Genomic DNA, 23408 nt, shown 5'->3' on the forward strand with positions numbered 1-23408 from the left:
GAAAAATACATTAGGCTCCTATGCGTGCTATTCCATAAACTCAAATTCAAAATCAAGCAGACGAACAACATCGCCGTCTTTAGCTCCACGTTTCCGCAAGGCTTCATCGACTCCAAGTGAACGAAGCTGTCTGGAGAAACGATTGATGGAAGCATCCCGTTCGAAGTTCGTCATTGTGAACAAGCGCTCCACTTTCGCCCCAGTAAGCACAAACGCACCATCTGGATCGCGAGTGATCTCGAAATCCGGTTCTTCTTTTTCAAATTTATATAAAACTGTATTTTCTTCTTCTTGTTCCAAGATTTCATCCAGCGGAAAGGCTGGTGTATCTTCCAATTTATCAGCAATTGCCAAGATCAGTTCTTTCAGACCTGTTTGGGTAACTGCAGAAATTGGGAAGATCGGGTATTCCCCTGGGATTTCTTTGCGGAATTTTTCTAAGTTTTCTTCCGCTTCCGGCATATCCATTTTATTGGCTACGATGATTTGCGGGCGTTCCATAAGGCGAAGGTTGTATGTTTCAAGCTCTTGATTGATTGCTTTAAAGTCTTCGATCGGCTCTCTGCCTTCGGAACCCGACATATCGATCACATGAACGATAACGCGCGTCCGCTCGATATGACGTAAGAATTGATGACCTAAGCCAACACCTTGGCTAGCGCCTTCGATAAGTCCCGGCAGATCAGCCATAACAAAACTTCTTCCGTCATGTGTATCCACCATTCCTAGATTAGGGACGATCGTTGTGAAATGATAGGCTGCGATTTTCGGACGTGCAGCCGATACAACAGAAAGAAGCGTGGATTTACCAACACTTGGGAAACCGACTAAGCCAACATCTGCAAGAACTTTAAGCTCCAACTGGATATTACGTTCTTGACCTGGTTCGCCGTTTTCAGAAAGCTCCGGCGCAGGATTGGCCGGTGTCGCAAAACGCTTGTTACCGCGTCCGCCGCGTCCGCCTTTAGCAATAATAGCTGTTTGACCGTGAGCTACCAAATCCGCAATGATCTCTCCCGTATCAATATCTTTTACGATCGTGCCCGGTGGAACTTTGACAACTAGATCGTCTGCACCGCGTCCGTGCATACTTTTACTCATACCGTGTTCTCCATGATGTGCTTTGAAATGACGTTTATAACGGAAGTCTACTAATGTCCGCAGTCCTTCTTCCACGATAAAGACGACGTTCGCGCCTTTACCGCCATCTCCGCCAGCCGGCCCGCCGTTCGGGACAAACTTTTCGCGGCGGAATGCGACCATTCCGTCACCACCGTTACCGCCTTTAACATATATTTTTACCTGATCGACAAACATGTAAATGAAATTCTCCTATTCTTATAAAAAAGTTATTGTATTCTCTCTATCTCTGAAGTAGCATTCTATTTGCTTGATATTCTAAAGTGTACTCTATAATGCGATTTAATTCAAGTTCGTTAAAATAGAAATATCTTCTGTTTCTTGCTCATAAGACCTAAATCGACTAAATTTATGAGAAAAGGGTATAATTAATACTAGTTCCCTTACAAAAAAGACAAAGCGAGGTGTAAAAATGAATCCATTCCTAATAAAAGCTGCAGCTAAGAAAATCGTCAAGCTAGCGATCCAAGCTGGTGTAGCCGACCTAGTTGCACAAGCGGCAAAAGAAGGTATTCATAAGTTCGCTGAAAAAAACAAGGATAAAAAATCAGCAGCCGTTAAACGTAATGAACACGCTTATAGATTGGCGATCGCCAGTTATGAAAATACAGTAGACACGCTAGGTGAAAAACCGGAGCTAGAAGCTGATGAAAAGACAGCTTTGCTCATCAGCAGAGAAATACTACATGCTCTAGAAAATTATAGCTATGCGGTGGAAGGCAGTTTCAACGCCTATCATAAAAAACAGCTGGCGATCTTGTATACCCGCTACAACAATCAGCAAAAACCGAATAAAAAAGAGAAAAAATTCATTTCGCTTTTTGTCGGCGCCCTTCCCGCCTTAATGATTGCAACAAAAACAGTCAAACGAACTGGCACGGATATATTATCGAAAGCAAAACCAAGGAAGCGAAAATTCTATAGATAATAATAGTGCAAAAAAAGGATGCCGATTAACCGGCATCCTCTTTTTTATTTAAAAGCTTGTGTTGCTTTAACCGCTTTTTGCCAACCTTCATACAGGTCATTACGTTCTTCGCTACCCATTTTCACTTTGAAGCGTTTGTCTAGCTTCCATTGTTTCTTGATCTCGCTCTTATCTTTCCATAGTCCAACAGCCAGACCTGCTAAGAATGCTGCACCTAGAACCGTTGTTTCTTGGTTTTCCGGACGTTCGACCGGTACATCCAAGATATCTGCTTGGAACTGCATCAAAAAGTTATTGGAAGAAGCGCCACCATCTACCCGAAGCGTTTTCAAAGCGATTCCTGAGTCTTTTTCCATGACATCCATCACATCTCTTGTTTGATAAGCAAGTGATTCTAATGTGGCACGGATGAATTGTTCTTTTTCTGTTCCGCGGGTAAGTCCGAAAATAGCTCCACGTGCGTCAGCGTCCCAATACGGAGCACCGAGTCCAACGAAGGCAGGAACCACGTAAACACCGTCGGAGGATTCGATCCGTGTTGCATAATTTTCTGTATCCGGTGATTGACGTACCATCCGCAGACCATCACGCAACCATTGGATAGCAGAACCAGCAACGAAGATACTTCCTTCTAAAGCATATTCTACTTTTCCATCGATTCCCCATGCTAATGTCGTAAGTAAGCCGTTTTCCGACTTCACTGCATTTTCGCCGGTATTCATCAATAAGAAGCAACCTGTCCCATAAGTGTTTTTTGCCATCCCTTTTTCAAAACATCCTTGACCAAACAATGCTGCTTGTTGGTCGCCAGCGATTCCGGCAACTGGAACTTCTTCTCCAAAGAAATGATAAGGAACGGTATTTTCATAGATCTCCGAGGATTGTTTTACTTCTGGAAGCATTGCTTTTGGAATATTGAGCATTTCCAAAAGTTCGTCATCCCACTCAAGATCATAGATATTGTAGAGCAGTGTACGGGAAGCATTGGAATAATCAGTGATATGCGCTTTCCCGCCAGTTAATTTCCAAACCAGCCAGCTATCGATCGTTCCGAATAACAGCTCGCCCTTTTCTGCACGTTCTTGCGCGCCGTCTACTTCATCTAAGATCCAGCGTGCTTTCGTACCGGCAAAATAAGGATCGATCAACAAGCCGGTTTTATCTTTTACCATATCTTGATAGCCATCTTTACGAAGCTTTTTACAAATATCTTCTGTTTGGCGTGATTGCCAGACGATTGCGTTATAAATCGGTTTCCCGGTATCTTTTTCCCAAACGACTGCGGTTTCCCGTTGATTGGTAATCCCGATCCCCGCGATTTCTTTAGAAGAAATATTTGTTTTTAATAGTACACCAGCAATAACTGCTAAGATAGACGCCCAAATCTCATTAGCATTATGTTCCACCCAGCCCGGTTTTGGAAAAATCTGTTCAAATTCCTCTTGTTCCACGCCGATGATTTCTCCGTTTTGATTGATGATCATTGCTCGTGAACTTGTTGTTCCTTGGTCTAATGCCAAAATATATTTCTTTTCCATGATAAAATCCTCCTCAGTTATGCTAAATGTTTTCTTTTATCTAATTGTACAGTGAAAATAAGTACTAATATGAATAAGACTGCAAATAGAATCAGCCAATTGCTGTAACTTCCTTTAATAATCAACTGATAGATAACTGCGCCTAATCCTCCACCGACAATCGGTCCAAGAACAGGTACCCATGAGTACCCCCAGTCTGAATTACCCTTTCCAGCGATTGGCCAAACAAAATGCGCGATCCGCGGGCCAAGGTCACGAGCCGGATTGATAGCATAACCGGTTGTTCCACCTAAACTCATTCCAATTGCAACGATCAATGCACCAACGACTAAGGGATTCAAACCATCTGAGAATTTATTAGATCCTAAAGATAATAATCCAAATACTAATATGAAAGTTCCTAACACTTCACCGAAAAAGTTTGACGTGAAATGTGGAATTGCTGGTCCTGTAGAAAACACACCTAACTTAGCTGCAGGGTCCTCTGTTTTTTTCCAATGCGGATAATAATGAAGCCATACCAATGTCGCCCCGATAAATGCACCAATAAATTGGGCGATGATATAAGGAAGTACATAACTCCAAGGAAAGTTTCCTGCAATCGCCATACCGAGTGTCACGGCAGGATTAAGATGTGCCATACTCATATATCCAGAGACATATACACCCATTGTGACCGCTAGCCCCCATGCTATCGATACAACTACCCAACCACCGTTCTCGGCTTTTGATTTTTTCAGCGACACGCCAGCAACGACGCCTCCACCAAAAATAATCAATACCGCGGTGCCGATGAGTTCTCCCAAAAACTGTGTTGCTAAACTCGTACCAATCATCTTTTCCAACTCCTTTTGATTACGTTTGTCTGCTGCATTGAAAGCAGATATTTATATTCAAAAAAAGAATGACAAACAAAGCGACAGGTGGCTACACCGATCGAATTTGATTGTCATCTCTTCTCCTGACTAATTATTAACTTACCCCCATTTAAACATATGGAGAAAGCGCTGTCAATCAAATGATATGTACAAATGGTCACAATAAATCTTGTTGTAGTTATATATTTATACCCTTGTTATGAAAAAAGTAACGCCTGTTAGAAAAATAAAAAAACCATTCCGAAGAATGGTTTTTAGTCTTATGCTTCTTGAACTACTGGATAAACGCTCACTTTTTTCTTGTCGCGTCCAACGCGTTCGAAACGAACGATACCTTCTGTTTTAGCAAAAAGTGTATCATCGCCGCCACGGCCAACGTTAGCACCAGGATAGATTTTTGTACCGCGTTGACGGTAAAGGATAGATCCACCTGTTACAAATTGACCATCAGCACGTTTAGCTCCAAGACGTTTGGATTCTGAGTCACGGCCGTTAGAAGTCGAACCGCCACCTTTTTTGTGCGCAAAATGTTGAATATCAAATTTTAACATGAAATTCCACCTCCTAGTTGGAGTAAATTTTAATATGATCAGGATAGCTGTACGCTAGTGATCTTAATTGATGTTCCATCCCTGTAAGTAAAGTTTGAACAGTCGTATCATTTTCCCATTCTACAGGAACTACATAATGAAGATAGCCTTCACTTTGTTCTACAATCGGCTCTGTTTCTTTTATTTCCGAAATGGCATTCACCATACCGAAAGCAATCGAAGAAGCGCCTGCACAGACAAGATCACTGCCATGTTCGGCAAAATCTGCATGTCCGCTCATTGTAAATGATATAACATGGTCTTCTCTCCGTTTTACATTGACTTGAATCATCTTTTATCGTCCTTTCGTTTGCGACTGACGAGCAGTCCAAACCTTACAAGTTGATTGCATCAACAGTCAATTTTGTATAAGGTTGACGATGACCTTGTTTTTTGTGGTAATTCTTTTTAGGTTTATATTTATAAACAGTTAACTTTTTAGCACGACCTTGTTTTTCAACTTTAGCCGTAACTGTAGCACCGTCGATAAATGGAGCCCCAACTTTTGAGTCGTCGCCTCCAACTAAAAGAACTTTGTCAAAAGTAATTACATCACCAATTTCACCTGCTAATTTTTCAACATAGATCTCTTGGCCTGCTTCTACTTTGATTTGTTTCCCACCTGTTTCGATAATCGCGTACATACTTGCACCTCCTCATATACTAAGACTCGCCAGCACAGGAGAATGTTGCCATTGCTTAATTCCTGCTTTGTGCGGTTGTAGCGTGGTGCGCTACAAACATAACAGTAAAATAATAGCATATCCACATGTCAGTGTCAACTTTCCGTGCGTCTGATAGCATAAAATGGAACTGCCTCTTCCCCGATCTCCCATTCCAGATCAATATGCTCGCATACTTGTAGATCCAGAAAAGCAGATAATACCGGTTCTGTAACATAGACGCTTGCATAAGAAAGCCCTTTGTAACTCATCAACTCTCGTTCTAGCTGATACGCAAGCGACAACGCAGATTGGATATGGCCACTGCCATTACAGACCGGGCAAGCGACTGTGACAGTCTCAAGTAGTGATTGCTGCTTTTTTCTGCGCGTTAGCTGCATTAGTCCCGTTTTGGAAAAGTCCGCCATCTGCGTAGTCACATATTCTTTATTTGTTAATACTTCCATTTTATCCTTCACTTTTTGGAAGCCCGTTTCATTCATACCGCCAACAAAATCGATCACGATCAAGCCACTCATATTTCGCAGCCGGATCTGCCGCACGATCTCCTCTGCAGCCGCAAGGTTTACCGTTGCCATAACTTCACTTTTCGCTTGGTTACTCTTATAACGGTGGGTGTTGACATCAATGATCCACATTGCTTCTGTTTTTTCGATAAACAACGAAACACCGTTTGCTAAAACAACTTCCGGCTGGAGCAGATTTTCAATCGCTGGTTGTAAATGGTAGCTGTGAAACGTATCTTCCTGGTAATCTGTATAAATAGAAGCGCGTTTATCATCCGTGACGACTCGCATGACATCTGGGTAATGCTGCTGCCACTGCGAGATAACTTCAGTGAAGTCGAGCACATTTTTTTGTACTAACCCTGCTTTTTTGCGGAAACCGATTTTTTCTTTTAAAGTTTGGAAACGCTGACGCAGCTCGAAAATCGCGCTAGTCACTTCCTCTATGCTCTTCTCGGCAGCTTTCGACCGCAGAATAGCTGCTTCATCAGCCTCTAATATAGGTTCTACCGCCTTGACCCAGCTGCTTCTCTGTTCCGAAGTCAAACGCTTGGAAACAGAAAGATAATGTGCGCCTTCAATAAGAACCACTAAATCATTGGCAAATTCAATATTGCCGGTAGCCAAAGGCAACTTGATTGCGGTTCCTTCCCGTGTGATCTGCACAGGAAGTTTGGCTCCCTGTGTCCATTTAAAAGCAGCTGGGGAATCTTTCATATGGATAAACGCCTTTTCCGATCCTCCCAGATTCAAAAAAGCGGCATTGATTTTTTTGTCGATTTTTTCAACAGCCGCATAATAGATGTCGCCAACAGAAACATCCTCTGAAGGTCTTACAAGCCGATATTCCAATAGCCGCCCCGATTCCAGCAACGCTAAATGGCCCTCCGTATTTTTATTACTGATAATGATTTCTTTCATTCTCGTCATCCTTATAAAGAAAAGGCATAGAGCAAAAGCCCGATACCTTTTCTACGTATTATTTTCCACCGAAGAAACGTTTTAATTTGGCAAAAAAGCCTTTTTTCTTGGTTTCGATCGACATCAATGGAATCGATTCTCCCAAAATCCGTCTTGCGATATTGCGATACCCTTGTGATGCCCGATTATTCGGCAAAAGCGCCACTGGATCTCCACTATTAGATGATCGGATAACCGCATCATCATCAATAATGATACCAAGTAGTTCAATCGACAAATGGGAAGTGATCTCATCAATATCCATCACATCACCATTTTCCATCATTTGCGTCCGAATACGGTTGATGATCAATTTCGGCGGCTCAATAGCTTCTTTTTCAAGCAACCCGATGATTCGGTCTGCGTCACGCACTGCAGAGATCTCTGGTGTCGTCACTACGATCGCTTTATCAGCTCCGGCCACAGCATTCTTATAACCTGTTTCAATCCCAGCAGGGCAATCGATCAAAATAAAATCATAATCAGGGCGCAATTCTTCTACTAACGCGATCATCTGCTCACCAGAGACCGCACTTTTATCTGTCGTTTGTGCTGCAGGTAATAGATAGAGCAAGTCATCAAAACGTTTATCTTTGATAAGTGCTTGATGAATCTTGCATCTGCCTTCCACTACATCTACGAGATCATAAATAATTCGATTTTCGAGTCCTAATATAACATCTAAGTTACGTAATCCGATATCCATATCGATCAAGCATACCTTTTTACCTTGCAGGGCTAATGCCGTCCCCAGATTAGCAGTAGAAGTAGTCTTACCTACGCCACCTTTCCCGGAAGTTATGACTATCGCTTCTCCCATTTTTAACGCCCTCCTTGAAAATTAGCAATATGCGGTCTTACTTTTCTTAATGTATGTACGCCGTCCACTTTGATGTCTTTTGTATCTGTAATAAAAGCCGCCTTCAAATCGGTATCTCCAATTTCTTTATAGGCTTCATCATCAAAGCTGTAAAATTCGCTAGCGATCCGTATTTGTGACGGATATAAAAATTTGCCAGCAACAACTGCATCCTTTGATCCAGCAAAGCCGGCGTGCACGATTCCTTTGATTTGACCTAAAACAAAAATATTTCCATCCGCGCGAATTTGCCCACCAGGATTAATATCTCCGATCAATAAAAAGTCGCCAGGAACATGAATAACTTGTCCGGAACGAATGATCGTTGCCATCGAATAGATTTGTTCTTCCTCTTTCCACTTTTTGGCAGCTTCTTTCGTCATGACATTACTATAAAAAGCTTTGATCTTCATCTGGCTATTATCATGGATGATCCCAGCAAAATCCGCCTCTTCTTCTTCAGAAAACAGCCGATTCCCCAATTGAACTTGTACTTCCAGTTTCTCGCCAGAATAAGGACCTTGCTTCTGTTCTACCAATAATTGCAGTAACTCCTGCCTTAACTGCATGATATCTGCTTTGTCGCTAAGACTGATCACGATCCCATCTTTCGTACCTTTGATTTGTACATTTTTTTGCATTTTCAAATTCACCCCACTTTATGGTGTATCCTGTCATTGTTTCCATTATAACAGGAAAAAGTTGACTTGACATTTCTTTTCTATAAAAACAGCTTAAATCGTGCTACAGTCTATTTACCTGCATGCGGAAAACGATTTAAGCTGCTCCATGTTAATTTTCTAGTTTTAGTAAAAAGCGCCTGAATGGAAAATATGCAATCAAGTAAAATGCAAAATTCAATAAGATCGTCGTCCATAGACGAGTATCGATAAAGGCAAAAATCTCCATATTCGTTTTGCCGATCAGCAGATAAAAAGCATAAACGATGCTTTCCATCAAGATAATATCAAAAATCGTTATCAATGCTAACAGCAAAATATTTTTCTGGAAAACCTGCAAAAATTTATCCGTAATGTAAACGATCAATGGGAAGAGGGCAAAGAAAACACCCATGATATTCGTATAGTAAATATCATAAACCAATCCCAAAATAAAAGCATAGATCAAAGTTGGATTTCTTTTGTAGAAAGCCGTCATCAAAATCAGCATAACTAAAAGAAAATGAGGAATAAACAGCCGATTTTCAGCAAAAAGTTGTTTGCCGAAAATCAGACTGGCTACCCCTTCTAGGATAAAAGTCAAGATAATGATAGCAGGTAGCGCAACATTTTTTCTCAAATCCATGCTCAATTACCTCCATCATCGGAGCTGCCGGATTGAACACTGCGGTCCAAGACGATCACATGATTCAAGTCATACAGATCAGCCCCGGTCTTCAACGACGCTGTTTGGGAAAGCCCCATTTTATCGGTCTCTACCTTTTGGATCGTTCCGATATAAATTCCAGCAGGAAATTTTCCGCCAAGTCCAGAAGTAACGACTTTTTGCCCTTTCTTGAACGTCATATCATACGGCAACTGCGTTAATTCCAATAATTTTGAATCCGCATTGTAACCGTTGATGATCCCGAAAGCTCTATCTTTTCCTTGAACGCTCGCAGATACGCGATTTTTCACATCAACAGAAGAAACCAGTTCAACCGTCGACGATTTTGCCCCAGCAGTAGTGACCTTCCCGATCAATCCTGCTGGCGTAACAACTGCCATATCCGGCTTGACGCCGTCGTTGGTCCCTTTGTCCAGTTCTACTTGATCGTTCCAGTTATTCGGATTTCTAGAAATGACCGATGCATTGATCGATTTATAATCACGAATACTTGCCGGGATCTTCAACGTGCTTTTCAAGTCTTTATTTTCTTTTTCTAAATCTGCTACATCACTCTCTAATTGAGCTACTTTTTCTAAACGTTTTTTCAATTCTTCATTTTCTTTATAGGTGTTTTTCAAAGAAGAAACATTTCCAGTTACATTTGCAACAAACGAAACTGGTTTAGAAATGATATTCTCTCCAAACCCAACAACGTCTTTAACAAACTGTTCCGGCCAAGAAGCATTTTCTCGGTCCCGCAACGAAAATCCAACCAAAGCTACGAGCACAATGATGGATATCAACAAGATAATCAAACGTTTATTAAGAAAAAATTGCGGCATGTGGACACCTCATCTCGCTAATATTCTTCCTGCATTATTCGCACAGGACTTAGTCGTTAGTTTTTCTTTCTGTAAACATCCATGTTGTCCAACGATTTCCCTGTTCCGATCGCCACACAATCCAGTGCATCCTCAGCTAAAATAACTGGCATTTTTGTTTCTTCTGAAATAACGTCATCCAGTTGACGCAATAATGCTCCGCCACCTGTAAGAACGATTCCTTTATCCATGATATCTGCAGAAAGTTCTGGCGGTGTGTTTTCCAACGTACTTTTCACTGCATCGATGATTGCAGAAACAGTATCACGCAATGCTTCGCTGATCTCTTCAGGTTGGATCTCGATCGTTTTTGGAAGTCCTGTTACTAAATCACGGCCACGGATGCTGAAAGGAGCAAGTCCTTCAAAACTATGTCCAGCCGAACCGATTTCAACTTTGATCGTTTCCGCAGTACGGTCACCGATCAATAAATTATATTTTTTACGGATATAATTGATAATTGCGTCATCCATATCATCCCCTGCTGTTCTCACGGAACGACTTGTCACGATACCTCCCAAAGAAATAACGGCAACCTCTGTTGTTCCGCCACCGATGTCAACGACCATGCTTCCCGTTGGATCCCATACAGGAAGTCCTGCTCCAATTGCGGCTGCAAAAGGCTCTTCGATCGGATAAGCTTCTTTCGCTCCTGCTTGGATCGTCGCATCTGTTACGGCACGTTTTTCTACTCCGGTAATACCGGAAGGAACACACACAACAACGCGCGGCTTACCTGCATTGATATTTTTGCTCGCTTTTTGGATGTAGTATTTCATCATCGCAGCAGTTGTATCATAATCAGCAATAACTCCATCTTTCATAGGTCGAATAGCAACGATATTTCCAGGCGTTCTACCAATCATATTCTTTGCTTCGCTACCTACAGCCACAATTTCTTGTGTATCTTTCTTCATAGCAACAACGGAAGGTTCACGCAGTACGATCCCTTTTCCTTTTACATAAACAAGTGTATTTGCAGTTCCCAAGTCAATACCAATATCTTTATTTCCAAATCTAAACATCCATATTCTCCTTTTCATCTACGGTTTTCGTTATGTATATCAGCTTTAAAATCATCTCTTAAACCCAATAAATCTGCTTTTATATTTATCCATAAAGTATACATAAACAACCATTTTATTATAGCATACTCTAAAGAAACAGACATCCATTTTCTCACGCTTCCCGTAAATTTATACTTTTCTTTAAAAATATCCCTGTTCTTTTAAACTGGTAAATGAATCCTTGCCAATGATGATATGATCAATCAAGGGAATGCCGATGATGTCCCCGGCTTTCGCCAAATTCTTAGTAACTTGGATGTCTTCGGGAGAAGGAGTTGGATCTCCCGATGGATGATTGTGAAAACACATGATTTGGGCAGCAGATTTCCGTACAGCTAATCCATAAACTTCTCGTGGATGAACAATAGAAGCATTCAAACTGCCGATAAAGATAGTCTGCCGATGAACAATCTGATTTCGTGTATTCAAAAGCACGCAATGGAAATGTTCTTGAAAAAGAAAAGCAAGCTCTGGCAAAACAATGGACACTGCATCTTGTGGACTTCTGATCGCTATATTATTTTTTTCTGATTCACTTTGCAGACAGATCCGTTTCCCAATCTCGATCGCAGCCATGATTTTAGTAGCTTTCGCAAGTCCAATACCATTGATAGATCGCAATTCTTCGATAGTCAGATCTTTGATATCTCCTAGCGATTTATATTTAAGAATGATTTTATTGGCTAATGATAAAACGGAATCTTCTTTCGTTCCCGTTTCCAATAATATCGCAAGAAGTTCCGTTATGGTAAGTTGCGCTTGCCCTCTTGTCTGCATTTTTTCTCGAGGTTTATCAAAAATCTGCATTTCTTTCATTTGCATAAAAAACCCTCCTAAAATAATATTATGCCCATGTAACTGATGAAAATAAACGGAACAAACGGCGCTTTTGCAGAGTTAGAGATTTTTTTGAACTTCACTAGTAGTAGTAAGCTAATCAACCCTATTAGTACTGCCCCAGTAAATAATATATATCCTTGTCTCCATCCTAATGCAGCACTATAAATAATAAGCAGTTGGATATCCCCGCTGCCGATACCTTGGTGAAAGAGCAAGTAAAGACAGGCGTAAAAAATACTACAGAGTAAGAGAGATTGATAAAAGGGCCAGTTGGTTAAATTCCATATAAAGAGGATCACCAACAAGAAGTACAAATAACGTAATGGAATATACATATATAAATAATCTGTAACTGTGAAAAACAATAAAAAAATAAATAGAAGAAGGTAATAAAAAAAGGAGATAGAGAAATTATATTTTACATATAACAAGCAGATAAACAATGGAGATACGACTTCTAAAACGACATAATGCAGCCTCAATCTATTATGACAGCATATGGCTTTTCCGCGTTGCCTGAGAAAGGAAAAGATCGGAATCAATTGGGCCCAATGCAGCATGGAACCGCAATGATCACACTTGGATTTTCGCCACAAGTGTTTTTGCCATTCAAAAAAATGTTCTGCGAGAAAAAGTACAAATGAGGTAGCAATAGCGCTATACACAAATAACCAGAAAAAAAGCATTGGCATCTTTCCTTTTATTTGTATAGTAGCAGGAATTGATTTTAGCTGCATTGGCAAAAATCATATTTTCTCTATATAAAAACAGCTTTTTCGTCTATAGAGAAAAAGCTGTTTTTGTGTAACTATTACCTCTCAAAAGAAGAATATCGGGAGTTGAAGAAATAATGGTGATTGTTATAATGAAACATATTACCGCTCCACTCTGCATAACCAATCAGTTTTATTTGCTTTTCGCTTCACCATTCTTTATAAAATGACGTACCTCTGAAATGAAGTAGAGCGAACCAGTAATAAATAATGTTATTTCTAATTCTTCTTGACTCCAATAAGTCTGTAACCAGGACTTCCAATCCACCACCGCTTCAATCGAATGTATTTCTGCTGTGTGGCGAAGCTCTTCCTGATCCATCGCTCTTGGATAATCGAATGTGGTTAAATAAACTTTGGCATTTGGTATGGATTTTAGAGTAGCTAACATCTGCCTATGATCCTTATCCCCTAGGATGCTACACAAAATAACTTTATCCCCCGAAATCGCCGAAGCATTATCAGCAAATGCCTGCACTCCCTCTGGATTATGAGCACCATCTAGAATGCAAAGCGGATGATTGGAGATCGTTTCCATTCTTCCCGGCCAAAAAGCATTGGCCAAACCTAATTTGATGGCTTGATTGGAGATTGAAAAGTCCGTTGTCTCTGCCAGTAAAAGAACCGTTTCCACTGCCAAAGCAGCGTTGTGATATTGATGCTTCCCTTCCAACCCTAGTTTTAAATCGGGCAATTCTTTATTTCTACTTACAAAACGCAATTCTGACTTAGTCGATGTTTTTATGTCAAAATCTTTATTTATCTTGTATAACGGCGCCTGTCTATCCCTAGCAATCATTTCGATCACTTCTGATGCTTCTGGCTGAATAACTCCTGAAATGATTGGAAGTGAGTCTTTAATGATCCCAGCTTTTTCTTTGGCAATCGTTGCTAGATTATCGCCTAAGAATTCCATATGATCCATTCCAATGGTTGTGATGACACTGATTAGAGGTGTTAATACATTTGTTGAATCCAACCTTCCGCCTAAGCCAACTTCAATCACACCAATATCAATTGTTTCAACTTCTGCAAAATAAACAAACATCATAGCTGTAATTATCTCAAATTCCGATGGCGAGCCAAATTCGCTCTCTTTCATTTCTAAGGTTATTGGATAAATAAGGTTTGCAATCGTCACTAGATCCTCATCCGGAATCGGGTTCCCATTGACGCAGATCCGTTCATTGAAGGTTTCGATATAAGGAGATGTAAATGTGCCTACTTTGTACCCGCTATGTTCTAAAATCTCTCTAATAAAAGTAACTGTGGATCCTTTCCCATTGGTGCCGGCTACATGAACCCATTTATTACTCCGTTCGGGATTGTTTAACCGCTCCAATAAAAACTCCATTCGTCCTAATCCTGGTTTTATTCCCAGACGGAGAGTTCCATGTATCCAAGCAATAGCTGCTTCGTAATCATTGAATTTCACCATTGATCCCCAACTTTCTGTAAAAAATAGTCATATCCGTCAACTGACAGATATGACCAGTTTATCAAGCCTCTTGTAACGTTTGGATACGCTCTTCTACTTTTGCACGTTTTTCAAGATAGTCTTTTTCTTTCGCGCGTTCTTCTTCAATTACTTTTTCTGGTGCTTTTTCCATAAAACGTGTATTTGCTAGTTTTCCTTGTACACGAGCAACTTCTTTGTTCCATTTCTCCAGTTCTTTCTCTAATCGCTTGATTTCCTCATTGATGTCAATTAGCCCTTCTAATGGCAAGAATATTTCTGTTCCTGTTACAATAGCTGTCATTGCTGTATTGGAAGGCTCAAGATCAAAAGAAATCGCAACGGTCTCTGGATTACAGAAGCGTTCGATATAAGAAAGATTCGTTTCTAGGATCGTCTTGTAATGTTCATTTTGTGGTTTCAACTGCAAAACGATTGGCTTACTTAATGGTGTATTTACTTCAGCACGAATGTTTCGAACCGCACGAATCACTTCTACAAGAACTTTCATGGATTCCGAAGCTTCTCTATCGATTTGATCCGCTTTTACTACTGGCCATTCAGCAACTGTTATAGAAGTGCCTTCATGTGGCAGATTTTGCCAAATCTCTTCCGTCACAAAAGGCATAAACGGATGCAAAAGACGCATTGTTTGATCTAAAGTATAGGCTAGTACCGATTTTGTGGTTTTCTTTGCGAGCTCATCTTCACCATAAAGTGAGATTTTAGCAATTTCGATATACCAGTCGCAAAGATCGTCCCAAATAAAGTTATATAAAACCCGTCCTACTTCACCAAATTCATATCGTTCGGCAAGTTTAGTAACTGACTCGATCGTCTCATTAAGACGTGTTAAAATCCACTTGTCACTCACTTCTTTTACATGACTCAAATCGATTTCTTCAAATGTCATGCCGTCCATATTCATTAGAGCAAAACGAGAAGCATTCCAAATTTTATTGATAAAATTCCAAGATGCTTCAATTTTTTCAAAGCTGAATTTCAAGTCTTGACCAGGAGATGTCCCTGTAGATAGCATGTAGCGCAAGGAATCTGCACCGTATTTATCAATAACCTCGATTGGGTCTACGCCATTGCCAAGTGATTTAGACATTTTCCGTCCCTCTGCATCACGAACAAGGCCATGAAGAAGTGTATCATTGAAAGGTTTATGTCCTGTAAATTCTAACGATTGGAAAATCATTCTTGAAACCCAGAAGAAAATAATATCGTATCCGGTAACCAATACATTTGTTGGGAAAAAGTGTTTATAATCTTCATTTTCTGTATCTGGCCAGCCCATTGTCGAGAAAGGCCATAGTCCAGAACTGAACCAAGTATCGAGTACATCTTCGTCTTGTTCCCAGTTTTCCAAATCGGCAGGGGCTTCGGTCCCCACATAAAGTTCACCTGTTTTTTTATGATACCAAGCCGGGATACGATGCCCCCACCAAAGTTGTCTTGAAATACACCAATCATGGATATTGTCCATCCAGTTTTCATATGTTTTCTCAAAACGAGGTGGTACAAAGTTGATTTTTTCCTCTGTCTTTTGGAAATCTAAGGCTTGTTTCGCGAGAGGCTCCATTTTAACGAACCATTGTTTAGAGAGATACGGCTCAACAATTGCACCTGTTCGTTCTGAATGGCCTACGGAATGCAGATGGCTATCTTGTTTGATGAATAATCCTAGTTCTTTGAAATCGGCAATGATCTGCTTACGTGCTTCAAAACGATCTAATCCTTCATATTTACCAGATTTAGCATTCATCGTACCATCTTCATTCATCACGATAAGACGAGGCAAATCATGGCGGTTACCTACTTCAAAATCGTTAGGGTCATGTGCAGGAGTGATTTTCACAGCACCTGATCCAAAATCTTTCTCTACGTATTCATCAGCTACGATTGGGATCTCTCGGTCCATGATCGGCAAAATAATCGTTTTTCCGATCAAGTGCTGATAGCGTTCATCATCGGGATGAACAGCCACTGCTGTATCACCAGGAATCGTTTCTGGACGGGTTGTCGCAACTTCCAAATAGCCCGATCCATCAGATAGCGGATATTTCAAGTGATAAAATGCGCCTTCAACATCTTTATGGATAACTTCAATGTCGGATAATGCTGTTTTAGCAACAGGATCCCAGTTAATGATATATTCACCGCGATAAATAAGTTCCTTTTCATATAACGTTACAAAAACTTTTTTCACGGCATCTGAAAGGCCTTCATCTAATGTAAAACGTTCTCTGGAATAATCAAGGCTCAAGCCCAGTTTTCCCCATTGTTTGCGGATCTCGCCGGCATATTCTTCTTTCCAATCCCAAACTTGATCAATGAATTTTTCACGGCCAAGATCGTATCTAGAAACGCCTTCTTCGCGAAGTTTTTCTTCTACCTTTGCTTGTGTCGCGATACCTGCATGGTCCATTCCTGGCAAGTATAGCGTATCAAATCCTTGCATCCGTTTAATCCGGGCAATAATATCTTGGAGGGTAACGTCCCAAGCATGACCGATGTGTAGTTTGCCTGTTACGTTTGGTGGCGGTATAACAACTGAAAAAGCTTGTTTATCTTTTGTGATCTTGGCTTGGAAGAAGTTTTGTTCTTTCCACCATTCATATTTTCCTGCTTCTACATTATTTGGTTCATATTTTGTCGGCATTTTTATTTCATTATTTTCTGACATAAACATCCTCCTTTTTTCAATAAAAAAACTCTCTTCATCCTATAAAAGGACGAAAAGAGTATCATTCGCGGTACCACCTTTTTACTCACTTGAAAGTAAGCACTTCATTACGATAACGATGTTTCACACACCGGTTTTTCTTACTGCTCGTTCAGAAAAACTGCTCCAAGGCTACGTTCAAATAGTTTTTTCTAAAGGTTCTCAGCTTTTCCTTCTCTCTTGGAGAAAAACACTATTTTACTCTTCCTCTTCTTAGCATTTAAAAATTTAATTGCCTTTATTCTAGCAAACTAGCGTGATTTAGTCAATTGTTCTTTAGCTGTTTAAATGTATACTCTAACGCGTTTAATGTTTTATTGATTTCTGCTTCCGTATGGGCAGTGGAAATAAATATCCCTTCAAATTGAGATGGTGGTAAAAAGATCCCTTGGCCCAACATTTCACGGTAATACTGACGGAAGAATTCTAAATCGCTTGTTTTTGCTGTTTCAAAATCAATGACTTTTTCTTTTGTAAAGAAGAAACCCAACATGGACCCCGCTTTATTGATATGGACTGGGACTTCGTATTGCTCTGAAAGCAAGTTTAATCCTTCCTCCATTTGGCTGATCAGTGACCGAAAGACATCGTAATGATTGGGCGTCAATTGTTTCAAAGTCGCAAATCCGGCATTCATTGCTAATGGATTTCCTGATAAAGTTCCTGCTTGATAAATCGGTCCACTTGGGGCAATTTGCTCCATGATTTCTTTTTTACCGCCATAGGCACCAACTGGCAGACCGCCGCCGATAACTTTTCCTAGACAAGTAATGTCAGGAGTGACCACGTAATATCCTTGTGCCGAATAATAATCTACGCGGAAACCGGTCATTACTTCATCAAAGATAAGCAGACTTTCATACTGGGTAGTCAATTCGCGGAGACCTTCTAAGAAACCAGCGATAGGCGGAACTACACCCATGTTTCCTGCAACAGGTTCTACAATGACAGCAGCGATCTGATCGCCGTATTTTTCAAAGGCTAATCGTGTGCTTTCGAGATCATTATAGGGAACTGTGATCGTATCGGCTGCTAGATTTTTCGTTACTCCTGGAGAATCGGGCAATCCCAAAGTTGCGACGCCGGAACCGGCTTTGATCAAAAGGGAGTCGCCATGACCATGATAGCTACCTTCAAATTTCAAGATTTTCTCTCTTTTCGTATAGCCTCGTGCCAAACGAATAGCACTCATCGTTGCTTCAGTGCCGGAAGAGACCATTCGGATCATCTCGATCGAAGGGACACGTTCAATCACTAGTTTTGCCAATTCTGTTTCGATCTCGGTCGGTGTGCCAAAGCTTGTCCCCTTTGCCGCGGCAGAAGTGATCGCTTCGACTACGAGGGGATTAGCATGTCCGGTAATAAGTGGGCCCCAAGATAAAACATAGTCGATATAAGAATTGCCGTCGATATCTGTTAAATAGGCTCCTGTTCCGCTTTCCATAAAGATTGGCGGGGCATCAACTGCTTTGTTAGCTCTGACAGGACTATTTACTCCGCCAGGCATGATGTCTATAGCTTGTTTGAATGCAGATTTAGATTTAGAATAATTAGCCATCTATTACATCCCTGCTTTCTTTAGATAATGAGCAACATCTTTCGCAAAGTATGTGATGATCAAAGAAGATCCTGCGCGTTTCATGCTCGTCAACATTTCCATAACGATTCTTTCCTCATCGATCCAGCCATTTATAGCGGCTGCCTTTACCATGGAATATTCACCACTTACATTATAGGCAACAACTGGTAGATTCGTTTGGTTTTTAACATCGCGCATGACATCTAAGTAAGAAAGTGATGGTTTTACAATAATAAAATCAGCACCTTCCTTTTCGTCACTTTGCGCTTCCCTTAGTGCTTCCAAGCGATTCGCGGGATCCATTTGATACGTTTTACGATCCCCAAACTGCGGAGCGCTTCCTGCGGCGTCACGGAATGGCCCATAAAAAGCGGAAGCATATTTCACTGCGTAAGACATGATCGGAATATCGAAGTACCCTGCTTCATCCAAACCTGCTCGGATCGCTTGGACGAATCCGTCCATCATATTAGAAGGCGCAATAATATCTGCTCCTGCTTCTACTTGACTGACAGCTGTTTTTTTCAATAACTCCAGTGATTCATCGTTCAAGATCTGACCTTCTTGGATAACACCACAATGGCCATGATCTGTATATTCGCAAAGACATGTATCTGCTACTACGAGCATTTCGGGAACGGTTTGTTTGACTACCCGAGTTGCTTCTTGCACGATTCCATGTGTGTGAAAAGCCCCACTTCCGATCGCATCTTTTTCATTAGGGATCCCGAATAAAAGAACGGCTTTTATACCTAATTGCGATACTTCTTTGATCTCCGCTGCTAGTTCATTTAGAGGATATTGATAAATACCTGGCATTGAAGGGATCTCCGTTTTCGGTTCATTGCTTTCTTTCACAAAAATCGGATAGATCATATCATCCATCGTTAAAATGGTCTCTCTCACTAAATCACGCATCACGCTACTTGAGCGTAGACGGCGATGTCTATCAAAATCATAGTTCATGATTGCTTTTCCTCCCTCATTATTTCCTGAATCATCGCTTCCATCGTATAAGTATCTGCCGGCTGATATTTCACAGAACAACCAGATGCCTCGATTGCCCGGCTAGTGATCGGGCCGATCGATCCATACTCCCATGCTTGTACGGACTGGTTCCTCGTTTGGCAGATTGCTTCAAAATTATGCCATGCAGAGGGGCTGGCAAATAGAAAAAGAAAGTCTTTTTCTGTTTGGATCAGCGCTGCAAATAGGTTCGAACTGGAAGCAGGTATAACTGTTTCATAAATATCTATTTCTTCTATCGAATAGCCTTGCTCACGCAAAGTTTTCGCAATAACCTCCCGAGCCAAACTGCTTCGCGGGAACAAGATGCGTTTGTCAGCCGAATATTGAGGCAGCCATTCTTCTAAAAACGTTTCCGCCACATAGCTGGAAGGCTCGAAATCAGCTTTTCTTCCATATCGAATTAAGGCTTCTGCCGTTTTTTCTCCAATTACCGCAATCTTAGCAGTCACGACCGCTAGATCATATTTTTCAGCGAAGTAATGAATGGCTTTCGCACTTGTAAAGAAAATCCAATCATACTCCTTTTTAATTTGAAAAGGGAGCGCTTTGGTTTCAATGAGTGGTAATGACACTGCTTCTACTCCTAGCTCATGAAAATAGGGCAGCCATTTTTCATTATCAGCAGCCGTCCTCGTCAATACGAATGTTTTAGACATTTTCATCTCGGAGCGAGGCGATCAATGCTCCAGCACCTTTTTCCAGCAGCTCATTTGCTGCTTCTGTGCCGATCTGATCCGCGTCTTCTCCCACTCGTTCGGCTTCCCAGATCGCTTTGCCGTCTGGTGTTCCAACAAGTCCTTTGAAAGATACTTTACTTCCAGATTGAGTAGCATAACCAGCGATCGGTATTTCGCAGCCGCCATTTAATGTCTTTAGAAAAGCGCGTTCAGCGGCAACGCAATTTGCTGTGATCGCATGATGGATGCTGCGCAAGATATCTTTGGTATCATTATCTTCTTCACGGCATTCAATTGCCAATGCTCCCTGACCAACTGCTGGTAGACAAATCGTTTCAGGGATCGTTTGAATACGAAGCGAATCGTCTTCCAGCCAGCCCATGCGACTTAATCCTGCTTGGGCGAGAATGATCGCATCAAAATCTTCTTCGCGTAATTTACGAAGCCGGGTATCGATATTACCGCGGATAAATTTGATCTGCAAATCAGGACGTTCTGCTAATATTTGCGAGGCACGACGCAAGCTACTTGTCCCAATTATTGCTTGGGTTGGCAGATCACCGAAATCATGGACTTCTTTAAAGACGAATACGTCATTTGCAGATTCGCGCTCTGGAATCGCTGCGATCGTTAGACCTTCTTCTATAACCGCTGGAACATCTTTCATACTGTGAACAGCAAAATCAATATGCTTATCTACTAATGCTTGTTCGACTTCGGAGACAAAGAGCCCTTTGCCGCCAACTTTACTTAGTGTGACATCTAGAATCTTATCCCCTTTTGTCACCATTTCTTCTATGCGAAAATCAATAGTGGGATAATGTTTTTTTAATTCGTTTATTACCCAATTGGTCTGCACTAGCGCCAGTTTGCTCCGTCTAGAGCCGACAACGATTTGGCTTTTCACTGTTTATTCCCCATTTCTATTTCTGTTTCACTCATTTCTGTTGTGGCTTCAACTTGAAAAATTCGTTTGGCAATATCTAATTTATAAGCTGCATCTTCTTCCGCAGACATTTCTTTCAGTTCAGAGATCGGTTGTTTGAGAAGCTGATTGATAATACTCTTCATATGTTTTCCGATCACTTTCTCTTCCCGATCTGTTAATCCAGGGATTTTTTGCGTCAAGCTTCTCATTGTTTCCGCTTGGATTTGAAGCGCATTGTTACGAAGCTCTCGAATGATTGGAACAACACCTAACTGTTTTTGCCATTCATAGAAAGCGGCTACTTCTTGTTCGATCACTACTCCAAGTTTGGCAACGATTCGTTTGCGTTCTTCGGTATTCGCCGAAACAACACCCTCCAGATCGTCAATATTGTATAAAATCAAATTGGGAATTTCTGCACATTCATCGGCAATATTTCGAGGCACACCGATGTCGATGACCAATAATTCTTTTTCTGGACGAGTAGCCAACCAAGCTTCCATGTCTGCCTTGGAAATAATCGGTTCTGCCACACTCACGGAACTGATGAATACATCCGTTTCTGTCAAAATAGCTCCCAGTTCATCGATAGGTGCTGCTTTCCCGCCATGTTTGGCAGCAAGTACTTCTGCGCGAGATAAAGTCCGGTTTAAAATCGTCAAATCGATCGCCTTTTGCCCAGCAATATTTTGTAATGCCAGTTTGCTCATTTCTCCAGCCCCTAAAATACTGAAGTGCTTTCCAGCGATATCACCGTGTACTTTTTTGGCCACTTCCACAGCTGCATAACTCACAGAAACTGCATTTTCGTTGATTTTAGTTTGCGAGTGCACACTTTTAGCAAATGTGATCGTCATTTTGAACAATTGATTCAGCAGCGTTCCCGTTGTGCCTAGTTGATGCGCGGTATCAAAGGCGTTCTTTACTTGACCGAGAATCTGTGTTTCGCCAAGAACAAGGGAATCTAATCCAGCTGCTACTTCATATAAATGTTTGATTGCTTCGCCATCTTCATAAAAATAAAGATAATGCTCCACAGCGCTTATTTCCATTTGGAACCAATCTGCAATAAAGCGTTTCAAATAAAAGCGTGCTGTATGTATCTGATCTACAACCGCAATGATCTCTGTTCGATTGCAAGTCGAAATGATCACATTTTCTAAAATGCTCTTTTCTTGTTGCAATGTGATCTGCGCCATTTCCACTTCTGATTCTATAAAGGAAAGTTTTTCTCTAATGTCTACTGGAGCGGTCTTAAAATTGAGCCCCATAGAGAGTATGAACATGGATAATCCCCCTAGATTTAAATTCATTGTTTATTTTATCACTTTTCATTTGTGAAACCAAATACGCCGTTTGTGAATCTGCTTTTGATTCGGACAAACTAAAAAACCCCTTCCCAGCTGATTAGATTTCAGGGACGGAGGGGCAGTTTTAGCGATTAAGAAATGATTCGATATGCTGCCAAGCTTCCTCTTTCCCCATTTTCGTTTCAGAAGAAAACAATACTAATTTATCGTTGGCATCAAAATCGAGTGTTTCTTTGACGACTTTGGCATTTTTATACCATTTGCTACGTGGGATCTTATCCGCTTTTGTGGCAATAATAATGACTGGAATGTCGTAATACTTTAAGAATTCATACATCATAACATCGTCTTTTGTCGGTTTATGTCTAAGATCGATGATTTGAACCACTGCCCGAAGCGGTTCACGGGAAGTGATATAGGTTTCGATCATTTCTCCCCATTTTTCACGTTCTTTTTTAGATACTTTAGCAAACCCGTAACCTGGTACATCGACAAAAAAGAGTGTATCTTCAATGTTGTAAAAATTAAGGGTCTGCGTTTTCCCTGGTTTCGATGAAATACGTGCCATACTTTTACGGCCGATCATCGTATTGATAAAAGAAGATTTACCAACATTTGACCTTCCTGCAAGTGCGAACTCTGGTAATCCGCCTTCTGGATATTGCTCCTGCCAAACGGCACTGATTACAAGTTCAACGTTGTTTACGTTCATAATTTCCCCCTACT

Annotated in this window: 23 protein-coding genes and 2 other annotated features; of the genes, 1 reads left to right on the forward strand and 22 read right to left on the reverse strand. The window is 41.0% G+C overall.

Annotated features, from left to right (window positions below):
• Positions 1-27: 27 nt before the first annotated feature.
• Positions 28-1317 (reverse strand): GTPase ObgE, encoded by a 1290-nt coding sequence (gene obgE / locus EL241_RS07410; RefSeq protein ID WP_003755644.1) that lies wholly within the window; start codon positions 1315-1317, stop codon positions 28-30.
• A 235-nt stretch (positions 1318-1552) separates the two neighbouring features.
• Here obgE and EL241_RS07415 point away from each other — a divergent pair, with 235 nt between their 5' ends.
• Complete coding sequence (locus EL241_RS07415) at positions 1553-2068, forward strand: hypothetical protein (RefSeq protein WP_036103893.1); 516 nt, start codon at positions 1553-1555, stop codon at positions 2066-2068.
• Between the two features lie 44 nt (positions 2069-2112).
• Here EL241_RS07415 and glpK read toward each other — a convergent pair whose 3' ends face one another.
• The 21 genes from glpK to yihA all read right to left on the reverse strand — a co-directional run bounded on the left by glpK (position 2113) and on the right by yihA (position 23394).
• On the reverse strand, positions 2113-3606 hold the full coding sequence (glpK, locus tag EL241_RS07420; protein ID WP_036103890.1) for a glycerol kinase GlpK: 1494 nt from the start codon (positions 3604-3606) through the stop codon (positions 2113-2115).
• Positions 3607-3623: 17 nt separating this feature from the next.
• On the reverse strand, positions 3624-4442 hold the full coding sequence (locus EL241_RS07425) for an MIP/aquaporin family protein (RefSeq protein WP_036103889.1): 819 nt from the start codon (positions 4440-4442) through the stop codon (positions 3624-3626).
• Positions 4443-4744: 302 nt separating this feature from the next.
• Positions 4745-5035: a 50S ribosomal protein L27 gene (gene rpmA / locus EL241_RS07430; protein WP_003755637.1), complete on the reverse strand. Its 291-nt coding sequence runs from the start codon at positions 5033-5035 to the stop codon at positions 4745-4747.
• Between the two features lie 13 nt (positions 5036-5048).
• Complete coding sequence (locus tag EL241_RS07435; protein WP_036103887.1) at positions 5049-5366, reverse strand: ribosomal-processing cysteine protease Prp; 318 nt, start codon at positions 5364-5366, stop codon at positions 5049-5051.
• Between the two features lie 43 nt (positions 5367-5409).
• A complete protein-coding gene (rplU, locus tag EL241_RS07440) occupies positions 5410-5718 on the reverse strand; it encodes a 50S ribosomal protein L21 (protein WP_003755633.1) in 309 nt (102 codons plus the stop codon).
• 12 nt (positions 5719-5730) lie between these two features.
• Positions 5731-5805 (reverse strand) — a sequence feature (ribosomal protein L21 leader region).
• A gap of 47 nt (positions 5806-5852) precedes the next feature.
• The gene (locus EL241_RS07445; protein WP_170166150.1) at positions 5853-7184 is read right to left on the reverse strand and encodes a ribonuclease E/G; all 1332 of its coding nucleotides are present in this window, start codon (positions 7182-7184) and stop codon (positions 5853-5855) included.
• Between the two features lie 58 nt (positions 7185-7242).
• Positions 7243-8043: a septum site-determining protein MinD gene (minD, locus tag EL241_RS07450; protein WP_003755629.1), complete on the reverse strand. Its 801-nt coding sequence runs from the start codon at positions 8041-8043 to the stop codon at positions 7243-7245.
• A gap of 2 nt (positions 8044-8045) precedes the next feature.
• A complete protein-coding gene (gene minC / locus EL241_RS07455; RefSeq protein ID WP_003755627.1) occupies positions 8046-8723 on the reverse strand; it encodes a septum site-determining protein MinC in 678 nt (225 codons plus the stop codon).
• A gap of 151 nt (positions 8724-8874) precedes the next feature.
• Positions 8875-9387 (reverse strand): rod shape-determining protein MreD, encoded by a 513-nt coding sequence (gene mreD, locus EL241_RS07460; protein WP_003755625.1) that lies wholly within the window; start codon positions 9385-9387, stop codon positions 8875-8877.
• A gap of 2 nt (positions 9388-9389) precedes the next feature.
• The gene (gene mreC, locus EL241_RS07465) at positions 9390-10253 is read right to left on the reverse strand and encodes a rod shape-determining protein MreC (RefSeq protein WP_003755623.1); all 864 of its coding nucleotides are present in this window, start codon (positions 10251-10253) and stop codon (positions 9390-9392) included.
• Positions 10254-10309: 56 nt separating this feature from the next.
• Positions 10310-11317, reverse strand: a complete 1008-nt coding sequence (locus tag EL241_RS07470; protein WP_036103884.1) for a rod shape-determining protein — start codon at positions 11315-11317, stop codon at positions 10310-10312.
• A 183-nt stretch (positions 11318-11500) separates the two neighbouring features.
• On the reverse strand, positions 11501-12181 hold the full coding sequence (radC, locus tag EL241_RS07475; RefSeq protein ID WP_036103883.1) for a RadC family protein: 681 nt from the start codon (positions 12179-12181) through the stop codon (positions 11501-11503).
• Positions 12182-12192: 11 nt separating this feature from the next.
• The gene (locus EL241_RS13935; protein WP_126320467.1) at positions 12193-12936 is read right to left on the reverse strand and encodes a prepilin peptidase; all 744 of its coding nucleotides are present in this window, start codon (positions 12934-12936) and stop codon (positions 12193-12195) included.
• Between the two features lie 169 nt (positions 12937-13105).
• Complete coding sequence (locus EL241_RS07485; protein ID WP_036103882.1) at positions 13106-14410, reverse strand: bifunctional folylpolyglutamate synthase/dihydrofolate synthase; 1305 nt, start codon at positions 14408-14410, stop codon at positions 13106-13108.
• 61 nt (positions 14411-14471) lie between these two features.
• Entirely contained in the window at positions 14472-17120 is a 2649-nt protein-coding gene (locus tag EL241_RS07490; RefSeq protein WP_036103881.1) for a valine--tRNA ligase, read from the reverse strand.
• A 42-nt stretch (positions 17121-17162) separates the two neighbouring features.
• Positions 17163-17383: a binding site (T-box leader), on the reverse strand.
• A gap of 41 nt (positions 17384-17424) precedes the next feature.
• The gene (hemL, locus tag EL241_RS07495; RefSeq protein ID WP_036103880.1) at positions 17425-18717 is read right to left on the reverse strand and encodes a glutamate-1-semialdehyde 2,1-aminomutase; all 1293 of its coding nucleotides are present in this window, start codon (positions 18715-18717) and stop codon (positions 17425-17427) included.
• Between the two features lie 3 nt (positions 18718-18720).
• Positions 18721-19704 (reverse strand): porphobilinogen synthase, encoded by a 984-nt coding sequence (gene hemB / locus EL241_RS07500; RefSeq protein WP_036103879.1) that lies wholly within the window; start codon positions 19702-19704, stop codon positions 18721-18723.
• Positions 19701-20423 (reverse strand): uroporphyrinogen-III synthase, encoded by a 723-nt coding sequence (locus EL241_RS07505; protein ID WP_036104432.1) that lies wholly within the window; start codon positions 20421-20423, stop codon positions 19701-19703. Before EL241_RS07505 ends, hemB begins: the two co-directional genes overlap by 4 nt.
• Entirely contained in the window at positions 20416-21351 is a 936-nt protein-coding gene (gene hemC, locus EL241_RS07510; protein ID WP_036103878.1) for a hydroxymethylbilane synthase, read from the reverse strand. Before hemC ends, EL241_RS07505 begins: the two co-directional genes overlap by 8 nt.
• Complete coding sequence (gene hemA, locus EL241_RS07515; RefSeq protein WP_036103877.1) at positions 21348-22658, reverse strand: glutamyl-tRNA reductase; 1311 nt, start codon at positions 22656-22658, stop codon at positions 21348-21350. Before hemA ends, hemC begins: the two co-directional genes overlap by 4 nt.
• A 148-nt stretch (positions 22659-22806) precedes the next feature.
• Entirely contained in the window at positions 22807-23394 is a 588-nt protein-coding gene (gene yihA / locus EL241_RS07520) for a ribosome biogenesis GTP-binding protein YihA/YsxC (RefSeq protein ID WP_003755602.1), read from the reverse strand.
• Positions 23395-23408: the final 14 nt, after the last annotated feature.

This window comes from Listeria grayi (assembly GCF_900638015.1).
Classification (GTDB): Bacteria; Bacillota; Bacilli; order Lactobacillales; family Listeriaceae; genus Listeria; species Listeria grayi.

Coding starts and splice junctions, on each gene's coding strand:
- rpmA (WP_003755637.1), bottom strand. CDS start 5,035: ATGTTAAAATTTGATATTCAACATTTTGCGCACAAAAAAGGTGGCGGT.
- mreD (WP_003755625.1), bottom strand. CDS start 9,387: ATGGATTTGAGAAAAAATGTTGCGCTACCTGCTATCATTATCTTGACT.
- EL241_RS07435 (WP_036103887.1), bottom strand. CDS start 5,366: ATGATTCAAGTCAATGTAAAACGGAGAGAAGACCATGTTATATCATTT.
- EL241_RS13935 (WP_126320467.1), bottom strand. CDS start 12,936: ATGCAGCTAAAATCAATTCCTGCTACTATACAAATAAAAGGAAAGATG.
- hemL (WP_036103880.1), bottom strand. CDS start 18,717: ATGGCTAATTATTCTAAATCTAAATCTGCATTCAAACAAGCTATAGAC.
- EL241_RS07490 (WP_036103881.1), bottom strand. CDS start 17,120: ATGTCAGAAAATAATGAAATAAAAATGCCGACAAAATATGAACCAAAT.
- radC (WP_036103883.1), bottom strand. CDS start 12,181: ATGCAAATGAAAGAAATGCAGATTTTTGATAAACCTCGAGAAAAAATG.
- hemB (WP_036103879.1), bottom strand. CDS start 19,704: ATGAACTATGATTTTGATAGACATCGCCGTCTACGCTCAAGTAGCGTG.
- hemA (WP_036103877.1), bottom strand. CDS start 22,658: ATGTTCATACTCTCTATGGGGCTCAATTTTAAGACCGCTCCAGTAGAC.
- EL241_RS07425 (WP_036103889.1), bottom strand. CDS start 4,442: ATGATTGGTACGAGTTTAGCAACACAGTTTTTGGGAGAACTCATCGGC.
- EL241_RS07445 (WP_170166150.1), bottom strand. CDS start 7,184: ATGAAAGAAATCATTATCAGTAATAAAAATACGGAGGGCCATTTAGCG.
- obgE (WP_003755644.1), bottom strand. CDS start 1,317: ATGTTTGTCGATCAGGTAAAAATATATGTTAAAGGCGGTAACGGTGGT.
- EL241_RS07485 (WP_036103882.1), bottom strand. CDS start 14,410: ATGGTGAAATTCAATGATTACGAAGCAGCTATTGCTTGGATACATGGA.
- EL241_RS07505 (WP_036104432.1), bottom strand. CDS start 20,423: ATGTCTAAAACATTCGTATTGACGAGGACGGCTGCTGATAATGAAAAA.
- mreC (WP_003755623.1), bottom strand. CDS start 10,253: ATGCCGCAATTTTTTCTTAATAAACGTTTGATTATCTTGTTGATATCC.
- rplU (WP_003755633.1), bottom strand. CDS start 5,718: ATGTACGCGATTATCGAAACAGGTGGGAAACAAATCAAAGTAGAAGCA.
- minC (WP_003755627.1), bottom strand. CDS start 8,723: ATGCAAAAAAATGTACAAATCAAAGGTACGAAAGATGGGATCGTGATC.
- glpK (WP_036103890.1), bottom strand. CDS start 3,606: ATGGAAAAGAAATATATTTTGGCATTAGACCAAGGAACAACAAGTTCA.
- EL241_RS07470 (WP_036103884.1), bottom strand. CDS start 11,317: ATGTTTAGATTTGGAAATAAAGATATTGGTATTGACTTGGGAACTGCA.
- EL241_RS07415 (WP_036103893.1), top strand. CDS start 1,553: ATGAATCCATTCCTAATAAAAGCTGCAGCTAAGAAAATCGTCAAGCTA.
- minD (WP_003755629.1), bottom strand. CDS start 8,043: ATGGGAGAAGCGATAGTCATAACTTCCGGGAAAGGTGGCGTAGGTAAG.
- yihA (WP_003755602.1), bottom strand. CDS start 23,394: ATGAACGTAAACAACGTTGAACTTGTAATCAGTGCCGTTTGGCAGGAG.